Origin of the sequence: Paenibacillus tyrphae (assembly GCF_024158745.1) — a bacterium.
In the GTDB taxonomy this organism is placed as follows: Bacteria; Bacillota; Bacilli; order Paenibacillales; family NBRC-103111; genus Paenibacillus_G; species Paenibacillus_G tyrfis_A.
Genome location: NZ_JAMZAW010000013.1, coordinates 75,233 through 95,508 on the forward strand (window position 1 = coordinate 75,233; position 20,276 = coordinate 95,508).

Below are 20,276 nucleotides of genomic sequence, written 5' to 3' on the forward strand. Positions count from 1 at the left end.
AGGACTAAGGAGGGAGCTCGGATGATCAAAAGAACGCTGCCGATCCTGTGTATTTTTCTGGGAATCGCGATTTTTCTCTACCCTGCGATCATGGATCGCTATGAGATCTACCGGCAGCAGCAAATGATGAACCAGTGGACGGAAACCTTGAAGCATATCGATCAAGCGACCGAAACCGCAGTTCCAAAGCAGAATACGCTCAATCCCGTTCCTGTATCGGCAGTCGTTACTCCCGATCCCGCTCCTGCAGTCGAAACGCCTGCGGACAATCAGCCGCAGCCTTCGAATGCTGACCCGGACCCTTTGCAGGGAAAACCCATCGAGGGAATTTTGACCATCGAGAAGATTAAACTGAAGCTGCCGATTATAACGGACGCAACCGTGAACAATCTGAAGCTTTCCGTCGCGAGCATCGCAGGTACCGGAAAAGCCGGCGCCGTAGGGAATTATGCCATTGCCGGACATCGCAACTTCACGTACGGGAAAAACTTTAACCGGCTGGATGAGGTCGACAAAGGAGATATCGTCGAAGTCGATACGGGAAAACAGCAGTACCGGTATGAGGTCCACGAGAAACAATACGTTCTCCCCGAGGACGTCTGGGTGTTGAAAGGCAACGGCAAAGACAAGGAAATTACGCTAATCACCTGTCATCCTATGGAAAACCCGACACACCGTCTCATTCTGAAAGGGAAATTGATAGAGAAACAATAATATGGTATGCTAGAATCATAAAAAAATATTTTCGGTGCTTTCAACCGATAAAGGCAAACCTAACGAAAGTTGGGGACGCAAAGCTACAGGGCCTTCCTTAGTGGTAACTAAGATGGCAGCCAGTTACCGAAAGGAGAGCTTTTTTATGTTCAAAAAGCTTTTGGCGATGACATTCATCACAACTTTGCTGCTGGCAGCACCAAAAGGAACATATGCCGCGACCGAAAACTACCAAATCGACCGAACCGCTCTGGATAAAGGTCTCATCGCGGTAAATTATACGCAAAATACCGATACCAAGACGATTGTTCGAATCTCGAAGGGCAATGATAACTACGACTATACCCTGACGAACGGGGTGCACTATCCATTGCAGCGAGGCAATGGCACGTACAGCGTCCTAATCGCGCAGTTAATGAGCGATAATAAATATAAAGTCGTTTCGAAAGAAAGCATCGAGCTGAAATTGGATAACGAAAATGCGGTTTTTGTCCAGTCGATTCCGCTCATTAACTGGAACAGCAATACGAAAGCCGTCGTCCAGATGAACAAGCTGACGAACGCCGCCATGACGGATATGGAAAAAACGGCCGCAATTTATGCTTACATCACGCAAAACATCCAGTACGATTACGAGAAAGCTCAATCGGTCAAACCCGATTATATTCCTAATCTGGATGCCATTTACGATTCGTCGAAAGGAATTTGCTACGATTACGCGGCATTGTTCGCGGCGATGGCCAGAAGTCAAAATATCCCGACCCGCTTGATTATGGGATATGAAGCCTCGGCTCCGACGACGTACCATGCGTGGAATCAAGTTTTCTTAAATGGGCAATGGGTCACGATCGACACGACGTACGACGCAGTCCGCGTGCAAAACGGCGAGGATACCCCGATGATCAAAAATGCGGCGGATTACACGATTACTCAGGTCTATTAGTTCGTTATTAAGAACAAAATTGAACGCTATTACGAACGCAAACCGTATTCGCTAGAATACGGTTTTTCATTTTTCATTTTGTAAACCGATATTGACAGAGGCAACCCGAGGAGGTATGATCCAAATACAAGTTTTTCTATTGGAATTTACAACTTTGCTTGAGGAGGCTTTTCGCCATGCATCGTTCCGTTAACAAAAAGAAAACGTTATTCCCGCTCGCAGCCGTCAGCTTATCGGCGGCTCTGCTCTTCTCCGGACTGTACGGCGGTACCGAGGTTCGCGCGGAAGCGGCCACCGCTCCTGCAGCATCGTCTTCTTCGGTAGTGTCGTCTCCCTCTGCGGCGGCCTACAAAGCCTTTTTGCAGAACCAGTACAAAATCGAGCTGCCGGCTGCGCCTACGAAGGGCGAATTTATCCAGGACGTGGCGAAGGCGCTGAAGCTCGGCGGCACCTCTGCCAGGGAGAACCGGTTTAACGATCTGAAGCCCGAGGACCCTGCGTATGCGGCCGCTCAGACTTTGGCCGAGAAGGGCGTTTTGTCGGGCGGAACGCTGCAGGCGGCAGCTCCCCTCACGGAAGATGCAGCGGTCTACATCGCGCTGAAAGCCGCAGATTTGAAGGAGCTCGCCTATACATACCCCGAAGCGAAAATCAAACCGGCGCTGCGCAAGCTCGGCATCGACTATCCCGGTAATCCGAAATTGTCGCTGCAAGCGGCGCAGGAGCTGGCGGCGGCCGTGGACACGGGCCTGCTCCCTGCCGCATGGCACAGCTCGTTCGGACTCGGTGACGCGGCATCCGGCGATTTTGCCGCCGATCTGCTCGGCAGCGTCCTGTCGTTCAAAGGCGCTTACAAGCACACGATCGGCTCCGTGGCCGACGTGGATATTTTCGCCAAGCTGTACCAAGCGTATCAAACGCAGGATCTGATTCAGGTGAAAGAGCTGCAAGCCGTCGTCGACGAAGCGCTGAAGCAGAACTTGATCACCGGCTACAATCTGAAGGATTCCCGCTACAGCGCGAATTTTGATCCAAAGCTGTCGCTCACCTACGGACACGACGATATTACGCATGCCGTGCAGTTGATCGGACTGCTGCGCAGCGAGGGTTTGAATGCCAAAGTGCAGCTGGAGCCGAAAACGTCGGCCTTCGTCTACCTAAAGGAGTGGGGCGAGCCGAAGCAAACGGACAGCTACAAGGTCGTGCAGATCGAGAACGGGAACTACATCGCCTATGCGAAGGAATATGACATTGCCTTCGAATTCGATACGGCGGAGCAAAAAGCGAAGTTTCAGGACGTGATCTCCCAATACGCCAAAAAGAACAGCGAGGACGCCAAAGGTCTGATCGCCAGCTCCTGGTGGCAGCCGCTCTACTATTCGCTCACCCCGATCGACGCGTACAAGGAAATCTCGAACAATAAGCTGACCGAAGGCCACTATTATGCGCAGACGTTCTCCTTGTCGGACAAAACCGCAGAGATCGCATCCGGCCTGCAAAAGATCCGCCCCGACGCCAAAGTGGAGTCTTACCGCTTCTGGGTCGATGAGCCGTTCTACAACTATTTGCTCGGCGGCTATAAATAAACGTGCGCTAATCGCGCTTTAGAGGAAGGGACATGGAGGGCTTCGCAGCCCCGCCATGCCCCTTCCCTGTTTTATACGCTTTATTTGTTCCCGGCTGCCTGCGGCTTCGCGCCGTCTTCGTGCGGCAGTCCCTCTTCCCGCCAGCGGATATACCCGCCGCTCAAGTTAATCACCTCTTTGATCCCGCCGGCCTGCAGCACGCTTGCAGCGATGGCCGAGCGCGCACCCGAACGGCATTGCAGCAAGACCGGCTTATCCCGCGGAATTTCGCTCAAGCGGCCGGGCAAGGTGCCCAGCATGAGATGCTGCGCCCCGGGAATGCGCCCTTCCTGCCATTCGCTCAAACTCCGCACATCCACCAGATGCACGTCCCCCGCTTCCACTTTTCCGGCCATCTCGGACGGGGTCGCTTCAGCATACGACTCCAGACGCGAGGCACCGTCTGCGCGAAGCTTGCCCGCATCCATATAGCCGGCCACGTTGTCGATGCCGATGGATCGGAGCGCGGTCAAGATGTCCGGCCATTGGTCCGGCTTCGCCAATACCGCCAGCGGACGCTCGTAATCGACCAGCCAGCCGGCCCAGTTCGGGAACGATTTGTTATACGGAATATTGATCGTCCCTTCCAAATGTCCTTTGGCGAACTCCTGGGCAGAACGGGCATCGATCACCGCTGCGCCCGCCTCACGCAAGGCGGTTAACGCTTCCAGCGACGCCAATTCCGCCACCGCCGCAAGGCGGCTCAGCAGCTCCGGTCCCTTCCGGTTCACCTGCTTCATTACGGCAAAATAGCGCGGCGGTTCGGGCTGGCCGTCAAGCAGCGCCTGAACGAATGCCTCCTCATCCGTATAAGACAGCGCCGGGTTGAACCGCTTCTCGTAGCCGACGGTAGAGGACGGCACCGCTCCGAGCGACTTGCCGCACGCGCTGCCTGCCCCGTGCGCCGGCCACACCTGCAGGTAATCCGGCAGCCGCTTGAATTGCTGGAGAGAGCGGAACATCGCCCGGGCTCCGGCCTCGGACGTGCCGCGAAGTCCGGCCGCTTTTTCCAGCAGGTCCGGCCTGCCGACATCGCCCACAAAGACGAAGTCCCCCGTGAAAATGCCCATCGGTTCGTCGGCGCCCCCGCCGAGATCGGTCAGCAGCAGCGAGATGCTCTCCGGCGTATGGCCCGGCGTGTGCAGAACCTCGAACGACAGGTTGCCGACCGCAAACCGGTCCCCGTGCTTTACAAGCCGGCACTCTGCCTCTTCCGCGTACCGGTAACGCCAATCGTCGCCGCCCTCGTCCGACAGATACAGCTTTGCGCCATGCGCGACACCAAGCTCGCGGGCCCCCGAGACGAAGTCCGCATGAATATGGGTTTCCGTAGCGGCAACAATGCGCAACCCTTCCGCTTCGGCGGTTCGCAAGTAAGGCGCCGGATGGCGGCCGGGGTCAATCACGATCGCTTCGCCCGTCCGTTGGCAGCCGACCAGATAAGAGGCATGAGCCAGTTTTTCATCGTAAAAATACCGCAGCAGCATATTTCTTCCCCCTCTAAAATGCTCTTATTGCCAATCGCCTTTGATTCGTCGCGTTACATCCGTCCTTTTAGCATGCCGTTCCAGTACATGACGGGCAGCAGATTTTTCTTCAGCAAGTACATGCTGAGCCGCTCCTTCGATTGATCGAATGGGAACGTCTCCTGCGGCGTCAGGTTATAATCGAACTCGGCCAGCACCAGCCGGTTGTACCCGGTAACCAGCGGGCAGGACGTGTAGCCGTCATAGCTCGCGGTCAGCGGATCGCCTTGCAGAAACGCCAGCACGTTCCGCTCGACGACCGGAGCCTGCTTGCGGATGGCAGCACCGGTTTTGGACGTCGGCAAATTCGAGCAATCCCCCAGGCCGAACACATTCGGGTACGCTTTGTGCCGCAAAGTGGAAGGATCGACGTCGACCCAGCCTCCCTTGTCGGCGAGCGGACTTTCGCGGATGAACGCCGGCGCTTGCATCGGCGGCGTAACGTGAATCATGTCATAGGAGAGGACTTCCTGCTCCTTCGTGCCCAGATGCTCGAACACCGCTTGCTTGGCCCCCGGACGCAGCTCGATCAGATGAGTCCGGTACTTCGTCTCGATCTTTTTCCGCCGGATGACTTGCTCCAGCGTGCGCGCGTATTTAGGAACGTCGAAGATGACGTCCTTAGCCGAGGCGAATATAACGTTCGAGCGGTCGCGAACCCCCGATTTGCGGAAATAGTCGTCCGCCAAGTACATGATTTTTTGCGGTGCGCCGCCGCATTTGACCGGCGTATTCGGATGTGTGAAGATTGCGGTTCCGCCTTGAAAATTCCGGATCGCGTCCCACGTGCTATTTACCGTCTCATACGCGTAGTTGCTGCATACGCCGTCAAGGCCCAAGGCTTCCTTCAAGCCTTTGATCCGCCCCCAGTCGATTTCCAGCCCTGCCGCCACCACGAGGCAATCATAGCTGACGGCTCTTCCCGGCTGCGTCAGCAGCCGGTTGTCCTCCGGGGCAAACGACACGACCGCCTCCTGAATCCAGTCGACACCCTCGGGGATGAGCGAGGCCATGTCCCGCTCCGTCTCTTCCTTCTTCGCCGCGCCTGCGCCGACCAAGGTCCACAGAGGCTGGTAATAATGCTTCGCCGCCGGATCGATCAGCGCGATTCGTCCCCTGAGCGCCCGGGAAGCCCGGACTAAGCGCGCCGCCACGGAAATCCCGGCGGTTCCGCCCCCTGCGATCACAACGGAATAATGCTCTGGAGCTGTCATAATCATCCTCCCGCTTACGTGTTAGGGTTGCCCCTCGAATGCCGAATGCTGTTCTTGCGGTGCGATTTCCGTCAACGCCAGTGTACTGCCGTGCCGCTCCTTGCGCCATAGGGGAACTCCCCTACGGACGCCGTTCAAAGCGCCAGCTCCAGATAGTTGTTTTTGATCGCATATTGAATTAATTCGTGCTTCGTATCCAGCTCCAGCTTTTGCATAATGTTCGTCTTGTGGTTTTCCACCGTTTTGACGCTGATGGACAATTGCTCCGCGATCTCTTTGTTGGCGTAGCCCAGCACGGTCAGACGGACGATCTGCTTCTGGCGGGTCGTGAGAGGGGACGGCTGTCGCTCCTCTTCAGCATGCATCCAACGCCTGACGGTATCGTCCGAAACGGAGGTTTTGTAAAAGCGCTTGCCCTGAACGACTTCGACAATCGCCTGATGAAGCAGTTCGCCGTGACTGTTCTTTAAAATGTAGCCGTCGGCCTCCACCTGAACGGACTGCCGGACGAAAATCTCCTCGTCGTGCATGGTCAGAATGACCGTCTTGACGGAAGGATGTCGCCTGCGGATTTCCCGGCAAGCGGCGAAGCCGTCCAGCCCGCTGGGCATCGACAAGTCCATCACGACGACATCCGGCTGCAGCCGGCCCGTCATGTCGACCGCTTCATAGCCGTCTTGGCTTTCGCCGACGATTTCAAGCTCAGGATAACCTTCCAGCAGCATGCGAAGCCCCTTGCGGACCATCGTGTGGTCGTCGACCAGCAGTACGCGTATCATGCTCTTCCGCCTCCTTGTACGGTACTCTGACTTGGATGACGGTCCCTTCGCCGGGGAGGGACCGGATGTGCAGCCGCCCTTCCATTTGGCCGGCCCGCTCTTCCATGTGCTTCAGCCCGAGTCCTTCTTCCACCCGATCGCGGATAAATCCGATACCGTTATCCTGTACGGTTAAGACGAGCTCGGCCCCTTCGCGGTACAAAATCACTTCCATAAGTCCGGCCTTCGAATACTTCAAAGCATTGTGCAGCGCCTCTTGAATGATCCGGTACAGATGGATCTCCAGAGCCGGCCTCATCCGGGGGCCGACTTGGCTGTGGCTGAACGTCAGCTGCCGGTCGGGATGCGCTTTGTTCAAGGTGGAGACGAGATGGTTCACCGTCGGAATGAGACCGAGCCGGTCCAGACTATGGGGGCGAAGCTGGAGCGAATAGAGCTTGACGTCCCGGATGACCTTTTCCAGTTCGTCTACGATCTCCTGCATATAGCTCCCCCATACCTCTTCCTGGTGCTTTGTCCGGGAGCGGATCGCCTGCAGGCCTACAGACACGGAATATAACGATTGCCCGACGCCATCGTGCAGCTCCTGAGCGAGCCGTTTGCGCTCGTTTTCCTGGGCTTCCAGCGTCTTTTGCAGCACCATTTTGGAAATTCTCGCTTCTTCCTCCTTTCTTTTGGAGGTCAAGTCCTTCAGAACCAGCAGCACTTCCTGCCGCTTCTGCGCCGCATTCTCATAAATGACAGCCGTACTCATTTCCATTTCCACCAGACCGCCTTCATACGTCGGCATTGAGGACAGAAAGTACGGGACCTCCCGTTTGGCCAGCAGATAGCAGCGTTCTTCCCCCGGCTCAAGTGATCTGGTTTGACAGTAGGAGCAGTACGGCACATGCCCGCCTTCGCTCCAGCCGGTAATCCGTTCGGCCGACGGATTCATCATCACAATCCTGCGTTCTTGGTCCATCACAATGATCCCGTCCTGCAGATGCGTGTAAATTTGTTTTAAATAATCGTTTTGATCCATAAGAGCAACCTCGCAAAATATGGAAATAATATTATTTATTTTCCTTTTTTATGTGCGATGCGTCAAATTGGCGGCAAAAAAAAGCAGCAAGCCTTTCCCAGAGCGTGCTCTTGAGAAAGGCTTGCTGTATGTATAAACCATGCAGGAAATGTTAAGGTACGGTCATTCCGGCAAAGCGAGCTTGCCCATGACGGCCGGACGCGAAGCGCCGGTCGCGGACGGCAGTTGGTTCGGAATGCCGTGCAGGAAATTGTTCGCGAACAAGGCGAACGCTATTGCTTCCTTGGCATCGCCGGAGATGCCGAACGCATCCGACGTGAGCACCCGCTGCTCCGGCAGCAGCCCGGCAAGCATGCGCAGCAGCGTCCGGTTGTGCGCCCCGCCGCCGGACACGATCACTTCGTCCGCCCGGCAGACGGGGAAGACGAAGTCGCGGTAGCCTGCGGCTATGGAACGCGCGGTGAAGGCCGTGAATGTGGCGACGATGTCCGCGTCCGCGAGCCCCAGCCGCCGCGCTTCACCGATCCACTCTGCGGCGTACGGCTTGCCGAACATTTCGCGGCCCGTCGTCTTCACGGGTTTCAGCGCGAAGTACGGATGGCTCAGCATCCGGTCTACGAGCGAGTCGTCCGCCCGCCCTTGCGCCGCCCAAGCGCCTCCGTCGTCATAGCTCTTCGTCCCGCCGGACAACTGATAGACGGCTTCGTCGATCAGCATGTTGCCCGGCCCTGTATCGAAAGCGATGACGTCCTCCGGCAGAGCGCCGGCCGGGATGGCGGTGCAGTTGCCGATGCCGCCGATATTTTGCGCGATGCGGCCCTTGTCCGCGTCCCGGAACAGGATGAAATCGGCGTACGGCACGAGCGGCGCGCCTTGTCCGCCGACCGCCATATCGGCGGTCCGGTAGTCGCCGACGACCGGCTTGCCGGTATGCTTGGCGATCACCGACAGATCGCCGATTTGCAGCGTCGAGCGGACCTGGCACCATTCGTCCGGGTCGTCCTCGGGAATATGCCACACCGTCTGGCCGTGCGAGCTGACGAGGTCGATCTCGTCCATCGGCAGCCCCGCTTCCGCAGCGGCCAGCTGCACCGCCTCCGCGAAGATACGGCCGAGATAAAAGTTCATGCCGCATACCATCGCCACGTTCGACCGGTCCAGGCTACACAGCTCCTTCAGCTTCTCGCGAAGCGTGTCGTCGTAAGGAACCGCGGTGTAATGAACGAGCTCGACCTTCGTATCGAGCCCCTGCCCTTCGATGTGGACGATCGCGGCATCGACGCCGTCGAGCGACGTGCCGGACATCAGGCCGACGACCAGCCGCTGCGGCTTGCGGAAGTAGGACGCTAGCATGACCCGTCCGCCCCCCATCCCGCCGGATAGGCTTCGCTGATCGTGACCGGCAGCCTGCCCCGCATCGGGATCGCGCCGGTCAGCCCCTTGGCCGCGCTCTCCAACGCGAGCGGCCTCGATTCATACACGGTCGCATAGGCTGATACGTCCGGGAATTCGCGCAAATCGTACGGATTGCGCAGCGCGACCACTACGGGGCGCTTGCCAAGCGATTGAAGCGCTTCGATCAACCGGACCTGCTCGGGATAAAAGGACGCGTTGTACGTGCCTACGACGACCTGCTCGAACAGCCCAGCCTGCGTCAACAGCGCTTGCAGCGCCTCGCCGTCCGGCGATACGGGAATGATCCGTTCGACGACGTCCAGCCCCCGCGCGGCCAGCGCTTTTCCGAGCGTATGTGGAATATCGACGGCTTCGTCGGCAATCGAGGTCGCAACAGCAGACGTATGGATGACCAGCGTCGGAACGCGCCGAAGCGGTAGCAGCCGCTCCTCGTCCTTGACCAGCGTCACGCTCGCCTCGCTGATTCGCTGGGCCGTCTGCCGGTGCGCCTCGCAGCCGACGAGGTCGAGCGCCGCTTCATGCGACTCCGCCCCGGCGGCCAGCCGCTTCCGCTTCAGCGCAAGCAGCCTGCGGACCGACGCGTCGAGCCGCTCCTCGCTGATCCGCCCGGAGCGGACCGCCTCCAGCAGTGCGTCGAGGGCACCTTCCTGCAGCTCGCGGCTGTGGCTGATCAAGACGATATCCGCGCCCGCTTCCACGGCCATGACTGCCGCTTGCACCGTGCCGTAATGGGCGGCAATCGCCTGCATCTCCATGCAATCCGTCACGATGACGCCGGCGAAGCCAAGCTCCTCCCGCAGCAGTCCCGTCAATACGCGGCGGGATAAGGTCGCGGGCAACCGCTCCGGCTCGAACGCCGGAAACACGATGTGCGACGACATGACCGCATCGACGCCTGCAGCAACGGCGCGCCGGAACGGCACCAGCTCGACCGCTTCGATGCGCTCGCGCGAATGCGGGATTGTCGGCAGGTCGAGATGGGAATCCGTCGCGGTATCGCCATGACCCGGAAAATGCTTCGCCGTCGCCGACACGCCCGCGTCCTGAAAGCCGCGGATCGCAGCCGCTCCATACTCCGCAACGGCCTCCGGGGCTTCACCGAAGGAGCGCACCCCGATCACCGGATTGGCCGGATTGTTGTTGATATCCAGGTCCGGTGCAAAATTCATGTTGACGCCAAGTGCCCGCAGCTCGCGGCCGGCAACGAGTGCCGCTTCGTACGCCGCCTCCACCGAGCCCCCGGCGGCAATCGCCATCGCTCCCGGCATTAGCGCGACGCCTTCCGTAATGCGCGCCACCATGCCGCCTTCCTGATCGATGGAAATCCACAGCGGAGCCGTCCCCGCCCGCTGCGCCGCCTCCTGCAGCTTCCCGGTCAAAGCCGCGACCTGCGCCGGGTCCTGCACATTGCGCGCGAACAAAATAACGCCGCCGATCCGCCGCCGTTCGATCAGCTCCAAAATATGCTCGTCCGGCTCCAGGCTGTGGAAGCCTGCCTGGATAAGCTGCCCGACCTTTTCCTCCAACGTCATGCCTGCAAGCTCCATCATGCTTCCCCTCCGTACAACAAATAAGGCCGCCTCGCGTCGTTCCATGCCTTCGCTTGCATGTCCCATAACGATAAAATCCGGTTCAGCCCCGTCTCTGTATGAATCGAAGTGCGGACCAGATCACTGCCGGACAAATAGTCGATAAAAGGCTTCCGCCCTTCCTTAAACGGCGGCGTCCATTGGAACTGCGCCGGGTAGAGCACCGCAATCGTATGCAGCAGATGCAGCGCCGTCGCGACGGAACGGTATACCGCCGGATCGGTCACGAACAGCTGTACGCCGCTGCACAGCTCGCCCTGATACTTCGAGAACGTCGGCGTAAAATAGACCGGCTGCGCGTGCACGCCCGGCAGTCCCAAGCGGTTCACCGCTTCGCCGACCGCGCGTCCGTCCATCCAGGGCGCGCCGAGCAGCTCGAACGGCCGCGTCGTTCCCCGTCCTTCGGACACGTTCGTGCCTTCGAACAGGCAGTTCCCCGCATATACCCGCACCGTATCCATCGTCGGCATATTGGGCGAAGGCATGATCCATGGCAGCCCCGTCGCGAGATACTCCATGTCCCGCTTCCAGCCGAGCAGCGGCACGACCTGCAAGCCGCACCGCACAGGCAAGCGGCTGTTCACGTACCCCGCAAACTCGCCGATGGTCAGCCCCGTGCGGAACGGCACCGCCCACGCGCCGACCATCGATTCGTAGCCCGCCTCCAGCATGCCGCCCTCGCTGACGATCCCGCCGAGCGGATTCGGACGGTCGAGCACGATCAGCCGTTTTCTGTAGGCCGCGCACGCTTCCATCATGTAAACCAGCGTGCTTAAATAGGTGTAAAAGCGTACGCCCAAATCTTGAATGTCGAAAACGACGGCATCCACCCGGTCCATCATCTCTTCCGTGGGCCGTTTATGGTCCCCATATAAACTAAAGACGGGAATCCCCGTCTTGTCGTCCTTCTCATCGCCGAAGCGGACCCCCGCCTGCCGCTCGCCGCGAATGCCGTGCTCGCAGGCAAACAGCGCCGTCAAAGCCGCCGACTTGAACCCGGCGCACCCGTCGATCACGGATTCGAACCGCCGGTTGACGCCCGTCGGGTTCGTCAGCAGCCCGAAGCGCTGTCCGCGAAGCTCGGACTCGAGCAGCGGAAGACGGTCCGCTCCCGTCTGAACCATCCGCTCCATCGCTCAGCTCTCCCTTCCTGCAAGATGGAAGTCCCCGGATACGGCGGTCGATTCATCCGCCCCGCTGCCGCTCCGGGATTCCTCCTCGTCCTTCCGCAGCACGTTCGCCGTCACCAGATTTGCAAAAAATCCGATCATCCCCATATACAAGCAGGCAAAGCCGACGACCGTCACGCCCAGCAGAACGGCGAAGCACAACATCTGGAAGCAAGCGCCGATCGTATACATCGGACGGGCGACGAACAGTTTGACGCTGCGGCCCATGGCGCTGAAGATGCCGAGCCGCTCCTGAACGACCAGAGACAGCGTATAGGTCTGCGATATGAAAAAGAGCGCCACGAAGTAGGTCTGAAACACGGCCAGCGCCAAAGACATCATCCCGCTCCGGCTGCCGTAGTACCACCAGGAGGAAATGAGGATCAGCACGAACAAGGCGCAGACAAGCCCGAAGACCAGCGAAGAACCGTAATGGGCCAGTGTTCCCTTTAGCATGGTCCGCACGCTTCCCTTCTCCCCTTGCAGAATGCGGTGACACGCGTAGAGCGCGCCCGCCGCCAAAGGCACGTACAGCAGCACCAGCACTAGCAAGGCCAGTGGCACGGGCAGGAAGAGCAGTACCGGAAACACGACGAGTGAGCTGACGATGCTGAACAAGGCGACATGAATGATTTCGCGGTACGTTTGCACTCCCGACCGCACCATGATTTCACTAAGTTTCCGCATCGGACATACCTCCTTTTTCTGGAAAGTCCGGTGAATAGCAGGCGCTGCGCATCCGAAACGCTCTTCCGATCGCTCTTGTTCCCGGATTTCATTATCATACTACCCCCTAAAAGGTTGAAATCCGGAAACAAAGGCGAACACTTCGTTTCTACAGAGCGCTTTCGGCTGCTCCGCTCATATTCACCGGACTTTCCGGCTTCTTTTACACTTACGCCTCCAGCACGATGCGTTCTTCCGTAGCCGGATCGAAGAAATTCAGCTTGCCTCCGTCGAAGGCGAACAGCTTCGACTGCCCCACCTGCGCCGTCGTCTCCGGATGGACGCGGGCTGTTACCATCCGCTGGCCGACCCGGAAATAGACGAGGTTCTCCGCACCCAGGTTTTCCACGACCTGCACGACGGCGTTCAACCGGTACGCCGATGCGGCCGGCGGCATGAACTCCTCGCCGTATATATGCTCCGGGCGCACGCCTAGAATGATGTTTTTGCCCTCGTACGCCTTCAGTCCCCGGGCCGCGGCGTCCGACAGGGCGAAGGAGGCCCCTTCCACATGCACGTGTCCGCGCTCGATGCGCGCGTCCATAAAGTTCATAGCCGGCGACCCGATAAATCCGGCGACGAACATATTGCTCGGCCGGTTGTACAGCTCCGTCGGCGACGCAATCTGTTGAATGCGCCCCTGGTTCATGACGACGATCCGTTCCCCGAGCGTCATCGCTTCGACCTGATCGTGGGTTACGTAGACGATGGTCGCGCCGAGCCGCTTGTGCAGCTCCGCCAACTCCACCCGCATCTGAATGCGCAGCTTCGCGTCGAGGTTCGAGAGCGGCTCGTCGAACAGGAACACCTGCGGATCGCGCACGATCGCGCGTCCGACCGCCACCCGCTGACGCTGCCCGCCGCTGAGCTCCCGCGGCTTGCGTTCCAGCATGTCGGTCAGCCCCAGAATCGCCGACGCCTCCTTCACCTTGCGCTGGATTTCCTCCTTCGGGCGCTTCAGGTTTTTGAGGCCGAAGGACAAGTTTTCTTCTATGGTCATATGCGGGTACAAGGCATAATCCTGGAACACCATCGCAATGTCGCGGTCCTTCGGATGCATCTGATTGACGACGCGGTCCCCGATGTAGATATCGCCGCTCGTCTGCCGCTCCAGCCCAGCGATCATGCGCAGGGAGGTCGTTTTGCCGCAGCCCGAGGGACCGACGAACACGACGAATTCCCGGTCTTCGATCACGAAATTGGAGTTTTCGACCGCGGTGAAGGTCCCTTTTTTATCGTCCACATACTCTTTGCGTATATTTTGAAACACCACGCGTGCCATCGCTTCGTTCCTCCTTCTAGCCTTTCACGGCTCCTATGGTGATCCCTTGCAGGAAATATTTTTGCAGCGAGAAGAACAGGATGATCATCGGCAGAGCCCCGATGGTTGCGCCCGCCATAATCGCGCCGTAGTCCGTAGACTCGGCAAATTTGAAGCTTGCGAGACCGACCTGAATCGTCCGCATCTCACTTGAGCGCGTCACGAGGAACGGCCAGAAAAAATCGTTCCAGTTCGCGACGAACGTGAAGATCGCCAGAACGGCGAGGCCGGGCTTGGCCATCGGCAGGATGATTTTATAAAAAATGCCGAATTCGCTGCAGGCATCGATGCGTGCGGCATGAATAAGCGATGTCGGTAATGTGGACATATACTGCTTCATGAGAAAAATATTCCCGACGCTGACCAACGTCGGCACGATCATCGCTGTATACGTATCCGCCAGGTCGAAAACGTTGATCACCAGCACGTACAGCGGGATCAGCGTGACCTGCGCCGGTATCATCATCGTGCCGAGCAGCACCCAGAAGATCGAATTGCTTCCGGGAAATTTGAGCTTCGCGAACGCGTAACCCGCCATGGAAGCGAAGAGCAGGTTCGTGACGGTCAGCACGGAAGAGACGAACAGCGAGTTCAACAGCCATTGGACGGCGTTGTTTTTCGTGAAAAAGCGCTCGTACGGCGCGACGGACCAAATGTCCGGAATCATCTGCGGCTTGAAGACGGCCGAGGCCAGCGAATCCTGGAACGAGCCGATAATCATCCAGTACAAGGGGATGACCGTGATGACCGCCCAGAAAGCGAGGATGATCACTGCAATGCCGATGAAGATCACTTTCGATTGGTTGCTCAACGCAGTCCCCCCTTAATATTCGATGTCCGAAGAGAAATATTTGAATTGAATGATCGAGATGAGAATAATGACGATAGCGAGCACGAACGACTGCGCGGAGGCCAGGCCGAAGTCGTAAAATACGAACGCCGTCTGGTAAATGAGATAGGCAATCGTCGTCGTGGCGAAGTTCGGGCCGCCCTGCGTCATCAGGTACACGCTGATGAACACCTGAAACGAGGTGATGACCCCCGTCACCAGCAAGTACAGCGTCGTCGGCTTGAGCAGCGGCCACGTAATTTTCGTAAACTTCGTCCAGCCGCTCGCATGGTCGATATCCGCCGCCTCGTACAGCGATTTCGGGATGCCGCCCATCGCCGCAAGGTACAGGATGATGCCGCCCCCGTGCGAGCCAAGGTACGTCATCAGCATCAGCGAAAACAACGCGCTGTTCGATTTGCCGAGCCAGATGACCGGATCGATGCCGAACCAGCCAAGCACCGTGTTCATCGGTCCCCAAGGGGTCGGATCGAAGATCGCCAGCCAGACGAGCGAGATCGTTACGCCCGAAACGACGCCCGGCAAGTACATGGCCGCTTTAAAAAACGTCTGCCACGATTGGCGCATCTGAAAGATGAGAAAAGCGAGCACGAACGTCAAAATAATGTTGACCGGCACCGTGCCGATGGTGAAAATCACGGTATTTTTCATCGACTTCCAGAACACTTCGTCCTGAAACATAAACTTGTAGTTATCCAGGCCGACCCAATCCGATTTCATGACGGTGTACTTCTGAAAGCTCATCAGAAACGCCGAGATGACCGGATACAAGGTGAACACCAGAAAGAGCAGCACCGGAACGAGGATAAACAAGTACGACCAGCCGTAATCCCGGATGAACTGCTTGACGGAAGTGTTCGCCTTCCTTTGCCGGATGGCCGGGCCCGGCACGCCCGGCCCGTTGTGTAAATTGTCCATGGCGATCCTCCTTCATCATGCCTATGCCAGAGAGTCCGAAAAAAAAGGCCCCATATGACTCCATACAGGGCACCTTTTCGCGCGGCTTGCTACTGCATTATTGGCCGAACATTTGCTTGCCTTTGGTTTTGAATTCTTCGGCGATTTTCTCCGGCGTTTTCTCCCCGGCGAACAACGCCTGGATGGCCGGCTTCTGCACTTGCTCCTGGAACTGCTTCAGCTTCGTCGACTTGTCGACGTCCAGATTGCTCTCGACCGATCTCGTGGTGCTCTTCATGAAATTTTGTGCGGCTTCCCAGTTGTACTTCTGGGCTTTGCCCTTGCCTTCGTACATTTTCGCCTGGGACTTGCGGACGAACGGCAGGTTCAGCTCGTTGGAGGAGTTCCCCGCTTTCGCGCCGCTCAGCGCTTCCATCACGAGGAAAGCGTTCTTCGCGTGCTGCTCGCCCTTGTCGTTCTTCTGCTTGAACATGACATAGCCTTCGCCCATCACGTACGTCTTGCCCTGCGCATTCTCATGATGCGGAACCGGCAGCAGGACGAATTCGATTTTCTCGCCCTTCACTTTGCCCGCGTCGATATCTTTGTTGCGGTTGGCGATAATCGTATCGTAATAAGGCAGCGCTTTGCTGATGACGGCTGCTTTGCTGTCGTAGAACATTTGCGTTCTTTGCTGCGGGTTGAGCCCGCCCGTTTCCTTCGGCATCACGCCATCCTTCATCAGACCGTCGATGAATTTGAGGGAAGCGAGAATTTTGTCGTCGTTCCAAATGAACTTGCCCTTCTCATCCAATACGTCGACCAGACCGGCGTTTTGCGCAATCAACTGGCTGAAATCGAGGCTGGTGCCGTCCGTCGCGAGACCGTACTGCATCGAGCCGTCAGGCAGCTTCTTGGTCATCTTCTTGGCGATGTCGCTGAATTCGGACCAGGTCCAGCCCTTCTCCTGAATCTTCTTCCAGTCGACACCCGCTTCTTCCAAAATGCGCTTGTTGCCGCCCCAATTCCATTGTCCTGCGGTCAGCGGCAGCCCGTATTGCTTGCCTTGAATTTTGCCCAGATCAAGCATACCCGGCAAGTAATCGTCCTTGATTTCCGGGGTCAGGAACTGGTCGAGCTGGATGGCAAGCCCCGTGTTGACATAGTGCCCCGACACCGCATGGTAATACAAATCCGGCGGGTCGCCCGCGTTCAGAGCAATGTCGAATTTCTTCGGACCTTCGGCCCAGGACAGAACTTCGTACTCTACTTTAATATGCGGGTACTGCTTGTTGAAATCGGCGATCAGTTCCTTGATGTCCTTCTCGTAATCCCCATGAACCGGGTAGGCCCATACCTTGACGGTATCGGGCTTCTTGTCGTCTTTCGCAGCTTCGCCGGCCGGGGCGTTGGCTCCCCCTTCTTTTTTGGCGCAGGCGGAAACAAATACGAGACTTAAAGCTACCGTCATGGCAAGCAGTTTGCTGACCTTCATACATCCATCCCCCTAGTTAGCTTTTATGATTAAGTTTGGACATGCCGTTCGCAAGTTCCCGGATCGCCTGACGGCTCCGGTCGAGGTACATGACGGACTGCTCGTAGTTGTTGCTGGCGACCCCGAGGTATAAAATATCGATCACGTTAAGCTGGGTAATCCGGGACGACATTGCCCCGCTTCGGATCTCGTTCTCCGTCGAGGAGATGCAGAGCGGAATGTCCGTGTACTGGGCGAGCGTCGTGCTGCCGTACTTCGTGATGCCGATGGTTACGGCGCCGTTCTGTTGGGCGGCTTTTAGCGCGGCGATGACTTCCTTTGTCTCACCGGAGTACGAGATGCCGACGGCGACGTCCTCCTCGGTCAGAGTAACTGCCGACGCAAGCTGCACATGCGGATCGGCAAAGCAGAAGCACGTCCGGTTAATGCGCAAAAATTTCTGCTGCGCGTCCTGACCGATCAGATTGGAAGCGCCGATGCCGAAGAAATAAATCCGCTTCGCCTGATGAAGCGCCTGCACCGCCTTGGACACCTGCTCCAAATCGAGAATTTTCACCGTGTCGTGGATTGCTTGAATATTATTGTTGGAAACGTGCTGCACGATCGTCGCAATCGAATCCTGCGGCCGGATTTCCTGGTAGCCTTGCACGCCCCCCGTTTCCCGGAGGTCTCCCGCCACCTTCAGCTTCAAATCCTGGTAGCCCTTCACGCCCATCGATTTGCACAACCGGATGATGGCGGCCTGACTGGCTCCGCTCGCTTCGGCCAACTGGGCGACGGACAGCTCGATCATCCGCTCGGGATGTGCGAGCACGTACTCCGCGACCTTTTTCTCCGAAGGATTCAACCCTTCTAAAATCTCTCTTAACCGAACCAAACCTCCATGCATTGCGCTCACCCCCTCTTTTATGTAAGTTATTATTACATATAACGTTATTAAATAAAACACCATGACGTTATTGATACCGTTTCCAACGATCAAACTTATTATAGCCCATTTGAAATTTTAAATCAATATTATTTTTACAACGTGAAATTTTGTTTTACAAACTAAGCTTCGTTGTCTTATACTCAGATTAAGCAAAGAAGGTGATAAAGATGGAATATATCGTCGGAATCGATGGCGGAGGCACCAAAACGGAAGCGGTCGTCATCGACACTTCGGGCAACCGGCTCTTCGGCTGTACGGGCGAATCAACGAATTCGAAGGCGATCGGCTTCGAGCGGGCTTCCCGTCATCTGGAAGCCGTGCTGGACGAAGCACTTCAACATGAAGCCTGCGCAAGCGGACGCTGTCTGGCCGTCTGCATCGGCATGGCCGGCACCGATACGCCGCAAGAAAAGCAAGCGGTCGAAGCCGTCCTCCGGGCCTATCAGACCCGAATCGGCGCTTCGTTCGAGGTGTTCGTGCGCAACGATGCGGAAATCGTCCTGATGGCTTCGCTTCGCCGGGAGTACGGTATCGCCGTCGTCTCCGGCACCGGCTCGATCGTCTTCGGCTGCACGCCGGAAGGCCGGCGTTACCGGGTCGGCGGCTGGGGTCATCTGCTGGGCGATGAAGGAAGCGGTTACCAAATCGGACTCCACGCGCTGCAAGCCGTGATGCGCAGTCATGACGGCATCTCCCCGGCAACGGCATTGACGGATATGATCCGGCACACGTATAGCTTTGACTCGATTACCGAACTGAAAACGTACATCTACGGACCGGACATCCGCAAAAAAGACGTCGCCGCCTTTGCCGAGCTGTGCATCAACGCAAGCAAGCAAGGGGATGCCGTTGCCGTGCGCATTATTGAAGGCGCGGCTGCGGAGCTTGCCGTCGCGGCGGCAGCCTTGGTCCGCAAGGACGCCTGGTTCCCGGATTCGGACCTTGTGACGACCGGCTCGGTGTTCAAGCATTCTCCTTTGTTCGCCGATACGTTCCGGCAGACGATCTCCGAAACGTTCCCCGGGCTGCGCCTGCACCCGGCTTCCGAGCAGCCCGCCGCTTACGGCGCCGCCTTGCTCGGCTTCGAGCTCTTTCAAAGAATGCGATAAAAGGAGCAGTCCCTATGTATAACCTGCTGAACGAATTAACTACCGAACAGCGCAATCCGAATACGACGCAAATCGACCGGCTCAATTCCGAGGAAATCGTCCGGCTCATCCACGCGGAGGACCGTCTGGTTACCGAAGCGGTCGGCCGCATCCTGCCGCAAGTCGCGCAGGCCGTCGACCGGATCGTCGCCGCTTTTCAGCGGCAGGGCCGGCTGTTCTACATCGGCGCCGGCACCAGCGGGCGGCTCGGCATTCTCGATGCGTCCGAATGTCCGCCGACCTATGGAACGGACCCGTCCATGGTGCAAGGCATCATTGCGGGGGGCTTTCAAGCGGTCAAGGACCCGGTTGAAGGCGCGGAAGACAGCGAGGAGCTTGGCGCGAAGGATATCGACGAGCATGGCGTCACGGACCGCGACGTAGTCGTCGGCATCGCCGCCAGCGGCCGCACCCCGTATGTGCTCGGCGCCATGAAGCGCGCGAAGGAAAAGCAAGCGACCGTGATCGGTCTGTGCAATAACGAACACACCCCGATGACCGGCATCGCCGATCTGATGCTGGAAGCCGTCGCCGGCCCGGAGGTCGTGCTCGGTTCGACCCGGATGAAATCAGGCACCGCACAGAAGCTGATCCTGAACATGCTGACGACCGTCTCCATGATCCGCATCGGCAAAGTATACGAGAATCTCATGGTCGACGTTCTGCCTTCCAACGAGAAGCTCGTCTACCGCGCCAAACGGATTATCGGCATGGCGACCGGCTCGCCGGAGGATGTGATTAGCGAAGCGTATACCGCGTCCGGAAGACACGTCAAAACCGCGATCGTCATGATTTTGGCGAAAACGGACCGGGACGGCGCACGCGAGCTGTTGGAGCGCTCGGGCGGTTTTGTACGCCAGGCGGTGGCGCTGGCGAACGGCAATTAACACGGGATCAAGGAACAAGGAG

General features: G+C 57.8%; 18 protein-coding genes and 1 riboswitch. Of the genes, 5 read left to right on the forward strand and 13 right to left on the reverse strand.

What is annotated here, in order from left to right:
• Positions 1-21: 21 nt before the first annotated feature.
• From NI000_RS20080 to NI000_RS20090, 3 genes are all read left to right on the forward strand, one after another.
• Positions 22-714 (forward strand): class D sortase, encoded by a 693-nt coding sequence (locus NI000_RS20080; protein WP_253413225.1) that lies wholly within the window; start codon positions 22-24, stop codon positions 712-714.
• A gap of 42 nt (positions 715-756) precedes the next feature.
• Positions 757-845: riboswitch (cyclic di-GMP riboswitch) on the forward strand.
• Positions 846-859: 14 nt separating this feature from the next.
• Positions 860-1,657, forward strand: a complete 798-nt coding sequence (locus tag NI000_RS20085) for a transglutaminase-like domain-containing protein (RefSeq protein ID WP_253413226.1) — start codon at positions 860-862, stop codon at positions 1,655-1,657.
• Positions 1,658-1,833: 176 nt separating this feature from the next.
• Positions 1,834-3,243, forward strand: coding sequence for a hypothetical protein (locus NI000_RS20090; RefSeq protein WP_253413227.1), 1,410 nt, complete (start codon positions 1,834-1,836; stop codon positions 3,241-3,243).
• Between the two features lie 80 nt (positions 3,244-3,323).
• Here the strand turns inward: NI000_RS20090 and NI000_RS20095 are convergent, their stop codons facing one another.
• From NI000_RS20095 to NI000_RS20155, 13 genes are all read right to left on the reverse strand, one after another.
• Complete coding sequence (locus NI000_RS20095; protein WP_253413228.1) at positions 3,324-4,769, reverse strand: MBL fold metallo-hydrolase; 1,446 nt, start codon at positions 4,767-4,769, stop codon at positions 3,324-3,326.
• Positions 4,770-4,822: 53 nt separating this feature from the next.
• Entirely contained in the window at positions 4,823-6,022 is a 1,200-nt protein-coding gene (locus NI000_RS20100; RefSeq protein ID WP_253413229.1) for an FAD/NAD(P)-binding oxidoreductase, read from the reverse strand.
• Between the two features lie 134 nt (positions 6,023-6,156).
• Positions 6,157-6,801: a response regulator gene (locus NI000_RS20105; RefSeq protein WP_253413230.1), complete on the reverse strand. Its 645-nt coding sequence runs from the start codon at positions 6,799-6,801 to the stop codon at positions 6,157-6,159.
• Positions 6,725-7,825, reverse strand: a complete 1,101-nt coding sequence (locus NI000_RS20110; RefSeq protein ID WP_253413231.1) for a PAS domain-containing sensor histidine kinase — start codon at positions 7,823-7,825, stop codon at positions 6,725-6,727. The genes NI000_RS20105 and NI000_RS20110 overlap by 77 nt, the downstream gene beginning before the upstream one ends.
• Before the next feature lie 162 nt (positions 7,826-7,987).
• Complete coding sequence (locus NI000_RS20115) at positions 7,988-9,178, reverse strand: anhydro-N-acetylmuramic acid kinase (protein ID WP_253413232.1); 1,191 nt, start codon at positions 9,176-9,178, stop codon at positions 7,988-7,990.
• Positions 9,172-10,791: a beta-N-acetylhexosaminidase gene (gene nagZ / locus NI000_RS20120; RefSeq protein ID WP_309247919.1), complete on the reverse strand. Its 1,620-nt coding sequence runs from the start codon at positions 10,789-10,791 to the stop codon at positions 9,172-9,174. The genes NI000_RS20115 and nagZ overlap by 7 nt, the downstream gene beginning before the upstream one ends.
• Complete coding sequence (locus NI000_RS20125; RefSeq protein WP_253413233.1) at positions 10,788-11,963, reverse strand: exo-beta-N-acetylmuramidase NamZ family protein; 1,176 nt, start codon at positions 11,961-11,963, stop codon at positions 10,788-10,790. Before NI000_RS20125 ends, nagZ begins: the two co-directional genes overlap by 4 nt.
• A gap of 3 nt (positions 11,964-11,966) precedes the next feature.
• Positions 11,967-12,686, reverse strand: a complete 720-nt coding sequence (locus NI000_RS20130; RefSeq protein ID WP_253413234.1) for a hypothetical protein — start codon at positions 12,684-12,686, stop codon at positions 11,967-11,969.
• A 208-nt stretch (positions 12,687-12,894) separates the two neighbouring features.
• A complete protein-coding gene (locus tag NI000_RS20135; protein ID WP_253413235.1) occupies positions 12,895-14,007 on the reverse strand; it encodes an ABC transporter ATP-binding protein in 1,113 nt (370 codons plus the stop codon).
• 16 nt (positions 14,008-14,023) lie between these two features.
• Positions 14,024-14,857: a carbohydrate ABC transporter permease gene (locus tag NI000_RS20140; protein ID WP_253413236.1), complete on the reverse strand. Its 834-nt coding sequence runs from the start codon at positions 14,855-14,857 to the stop codon at positions 14,024-14,026.
• Between the two features lie 12 nt (positions 14,858-14,869).
• The gene (locus NI000_RS20145; RefSeq protein ID WP_251599997.1) at positions 14,870-15,814 is read right to left on the reverse strand and encodes a carbohydrate ABC transporter permease; all 945 of its coding nucleotides are present in this window, start codon (positions 15,812-15,814) and stop codon (positions 14,870-14,872) included.
• Positions 15,815-15,911: 97 nt separating this feature from the next.
• Positions 15,912-17,288 (reverse strand): ABC transporter substrate-binding protein, encoded by a 1,377-nt coding sequence (locus NI000_RS20150; protein ID WP_253413237.1) that lies wholly within the window; start codon positions 17,286-17,288, stop codon positions 15,912-15,914.
• Positions 17,289-17,304: 16 nt separating this feature from the next.
• Positions 17,305-18,177 carry a MurR/RpiR family transcriptional regulator gene (locus NI000_RS20155; protein ID WP_253413238.1) on the reverse strand — a complete coding sequence of 291 codons (873 nt, stop codon included), beginning with the start codon at positions 18,175-18,177 and terminating at the stop codon, positions 17,305-17,307.
• Positions 18,178-18,386: 209 nt separating this feature from the next.
• Here NI000_RS20155 and NI000_RS20160 point away from each other — a divergent pair, with 209 nt between their 5' ends.
• Positions 18,387-19,328 (forward strand): BadF/BadG/BcrA/BcrD ATPase family protein, encoded by a 942-nt coding sequence (locus tag NI000_RS20160; protein WP_253413239.1) that lies wholly within the window; start codon positions 18,387-18,389, stop codon positions 19,326-19,328.
• Positions 19,329-19,342: 14 nt separating this feature from the next.
• Positions 19,343-20,254, forward strand: a complete 912-nt coding sequence (gene murQ, locus NI000_RS20165) for an N-acetylmuramic acid 6-phosphate etherase (protein WP_253413240.1) — start codon at positions 19,343-19,345, stop codon at positions 20,252-20,254.
• The last annotated feature ends 22 nt before the right edge of the window (positions 20,255-20,276 follow it).

What these genes read in the sequence shown, in the direction of transcription:
- NI000_RS20115 (WP_253413232.1), bottom strand. Translation starts at nt 9,178, where the DNA reads ATGCTAGCGTCCTACTTCCGCAAGCCGCAGCGGCTGGTCGTCGGCCTG.
- NI000_RS20110 (WP_253413231.1), bottom strand. Translation starts at nt 7,825, where the DNA reads ATGGATCAAAACGATTATTTAAAACAAATTTACACGCATCTGCAGGAC.
- NI000_RS20100 (WP_253413229.1), bottom strand. Translation starts at nt 6,022, where the DNA reads ATGACAGCTCCAGAGCATTATTCCGTTGTGATCGCAGGGGGCGGAACC.
- NI000_RS20105 (WP_253413230.1), bottom strand. Translation starts at nt 6,801, where the DNA reads ATGATACGCGTACTGCTGGTCGACGACCACACGATGGTCCGCAAGGGG.
- murQ (WP_253413240.1), top strand. Translation starts at nt 19,343, where the DNA reads ATGTATAACCTGCTGAACGAATTAACTACCGAACAGCGCAATCCGAAT.
- NI000_RS20085 (WP_253413226.1), top strand. Translation starts at nt 860, where the DNA reads ATGTTCAAAAAGCTTTTGGCGATGACATTCATCACAACTTTGCTGCTG.
- NI000_RS20080 (WP_253413225.1), top strand. Translation starts at nt 22, where the DNA reads ATGATCAAAAGAACGCTGCCGATCCTGTGTATTTTTCTGGGAATCGCG.
- NI000_RS20150 (WP_253413237.1), bottom strand. Translation starts at nt 17,288, where the DNA reads ATGAAGGTCAGCAAACTGCTTGCCATGACGGTAGCTTTAAGTCTCGTA.
- nagZ (WP_309247919.1), bottom strand. Translation starts at nt 10,791, where the DNA reads ATGATGGAGCTTGCAGGCATGACGTTGGAGGAAAAGGTCGGGCAGCTT.
- NI000_RS20095 (WP_253413228.1), bottom strand. Translation starts at nt 4,769, where the DNA reads ATGCTGCTGCGGTATTTTTACGATGAAAAACTGGCTCATGCCTCTTAT.
- NI000_RS20135 (WP_253413235.1), bottom strand. Translation starts at nt 14,007, where the DNA reads ATGGCACGCGTGGTGTTTCAAAATATACGCAAAGAGTATGTGGACGAT.
- NI000_RS20125 (WP_253413233.1), bottom strand. Translation starts at nt 11,963, where the DNA reads ATGGAGCGGATGGTTCAGACGGGAGCGGACCGTCTTCCGCTGCTCGAG.
- NI000_RS20090 (WP_253413227.1), top strand. Translation starts at nt 1,834, where the DNA reads ATGCATCGTTCCGTTAACAAAAAGAAAACGTTATTCCCGCTCGCAGCC.
- NI000_RS20130 (WP_253413234.1), bottom strand. Translation starts at nt 12,686, where the DNA reads ATGCGGAAACTTAGTGAAATCATGGTGCGGTCGGGAGTGCAAACGTAC.
- NI000_RS20160 (WP_253413239.1), top strand. Translation starts at nt 18,387, where the DNA reads ATGGAATATATCGTCGGAATCGATGGCGGAGGCACCAAAACGGAAGCG.
- NI000_RS20155 (WP_253413238.1), bottom strand. Translation starts at nt 18,177, where the DNA reads ATGCATGGAGGTTTGGTTCGGTTAAGAGAGATTTTAGAAGGGTTGAAT.
- NI000_RS20145 (WP_251599997.1), bottom strand. Translation starts at nt 15,814, where the DNA reads ATGGACAATTTACACAACGGGCCGGGCGTGCCGGGCCCGGCCATCCGG.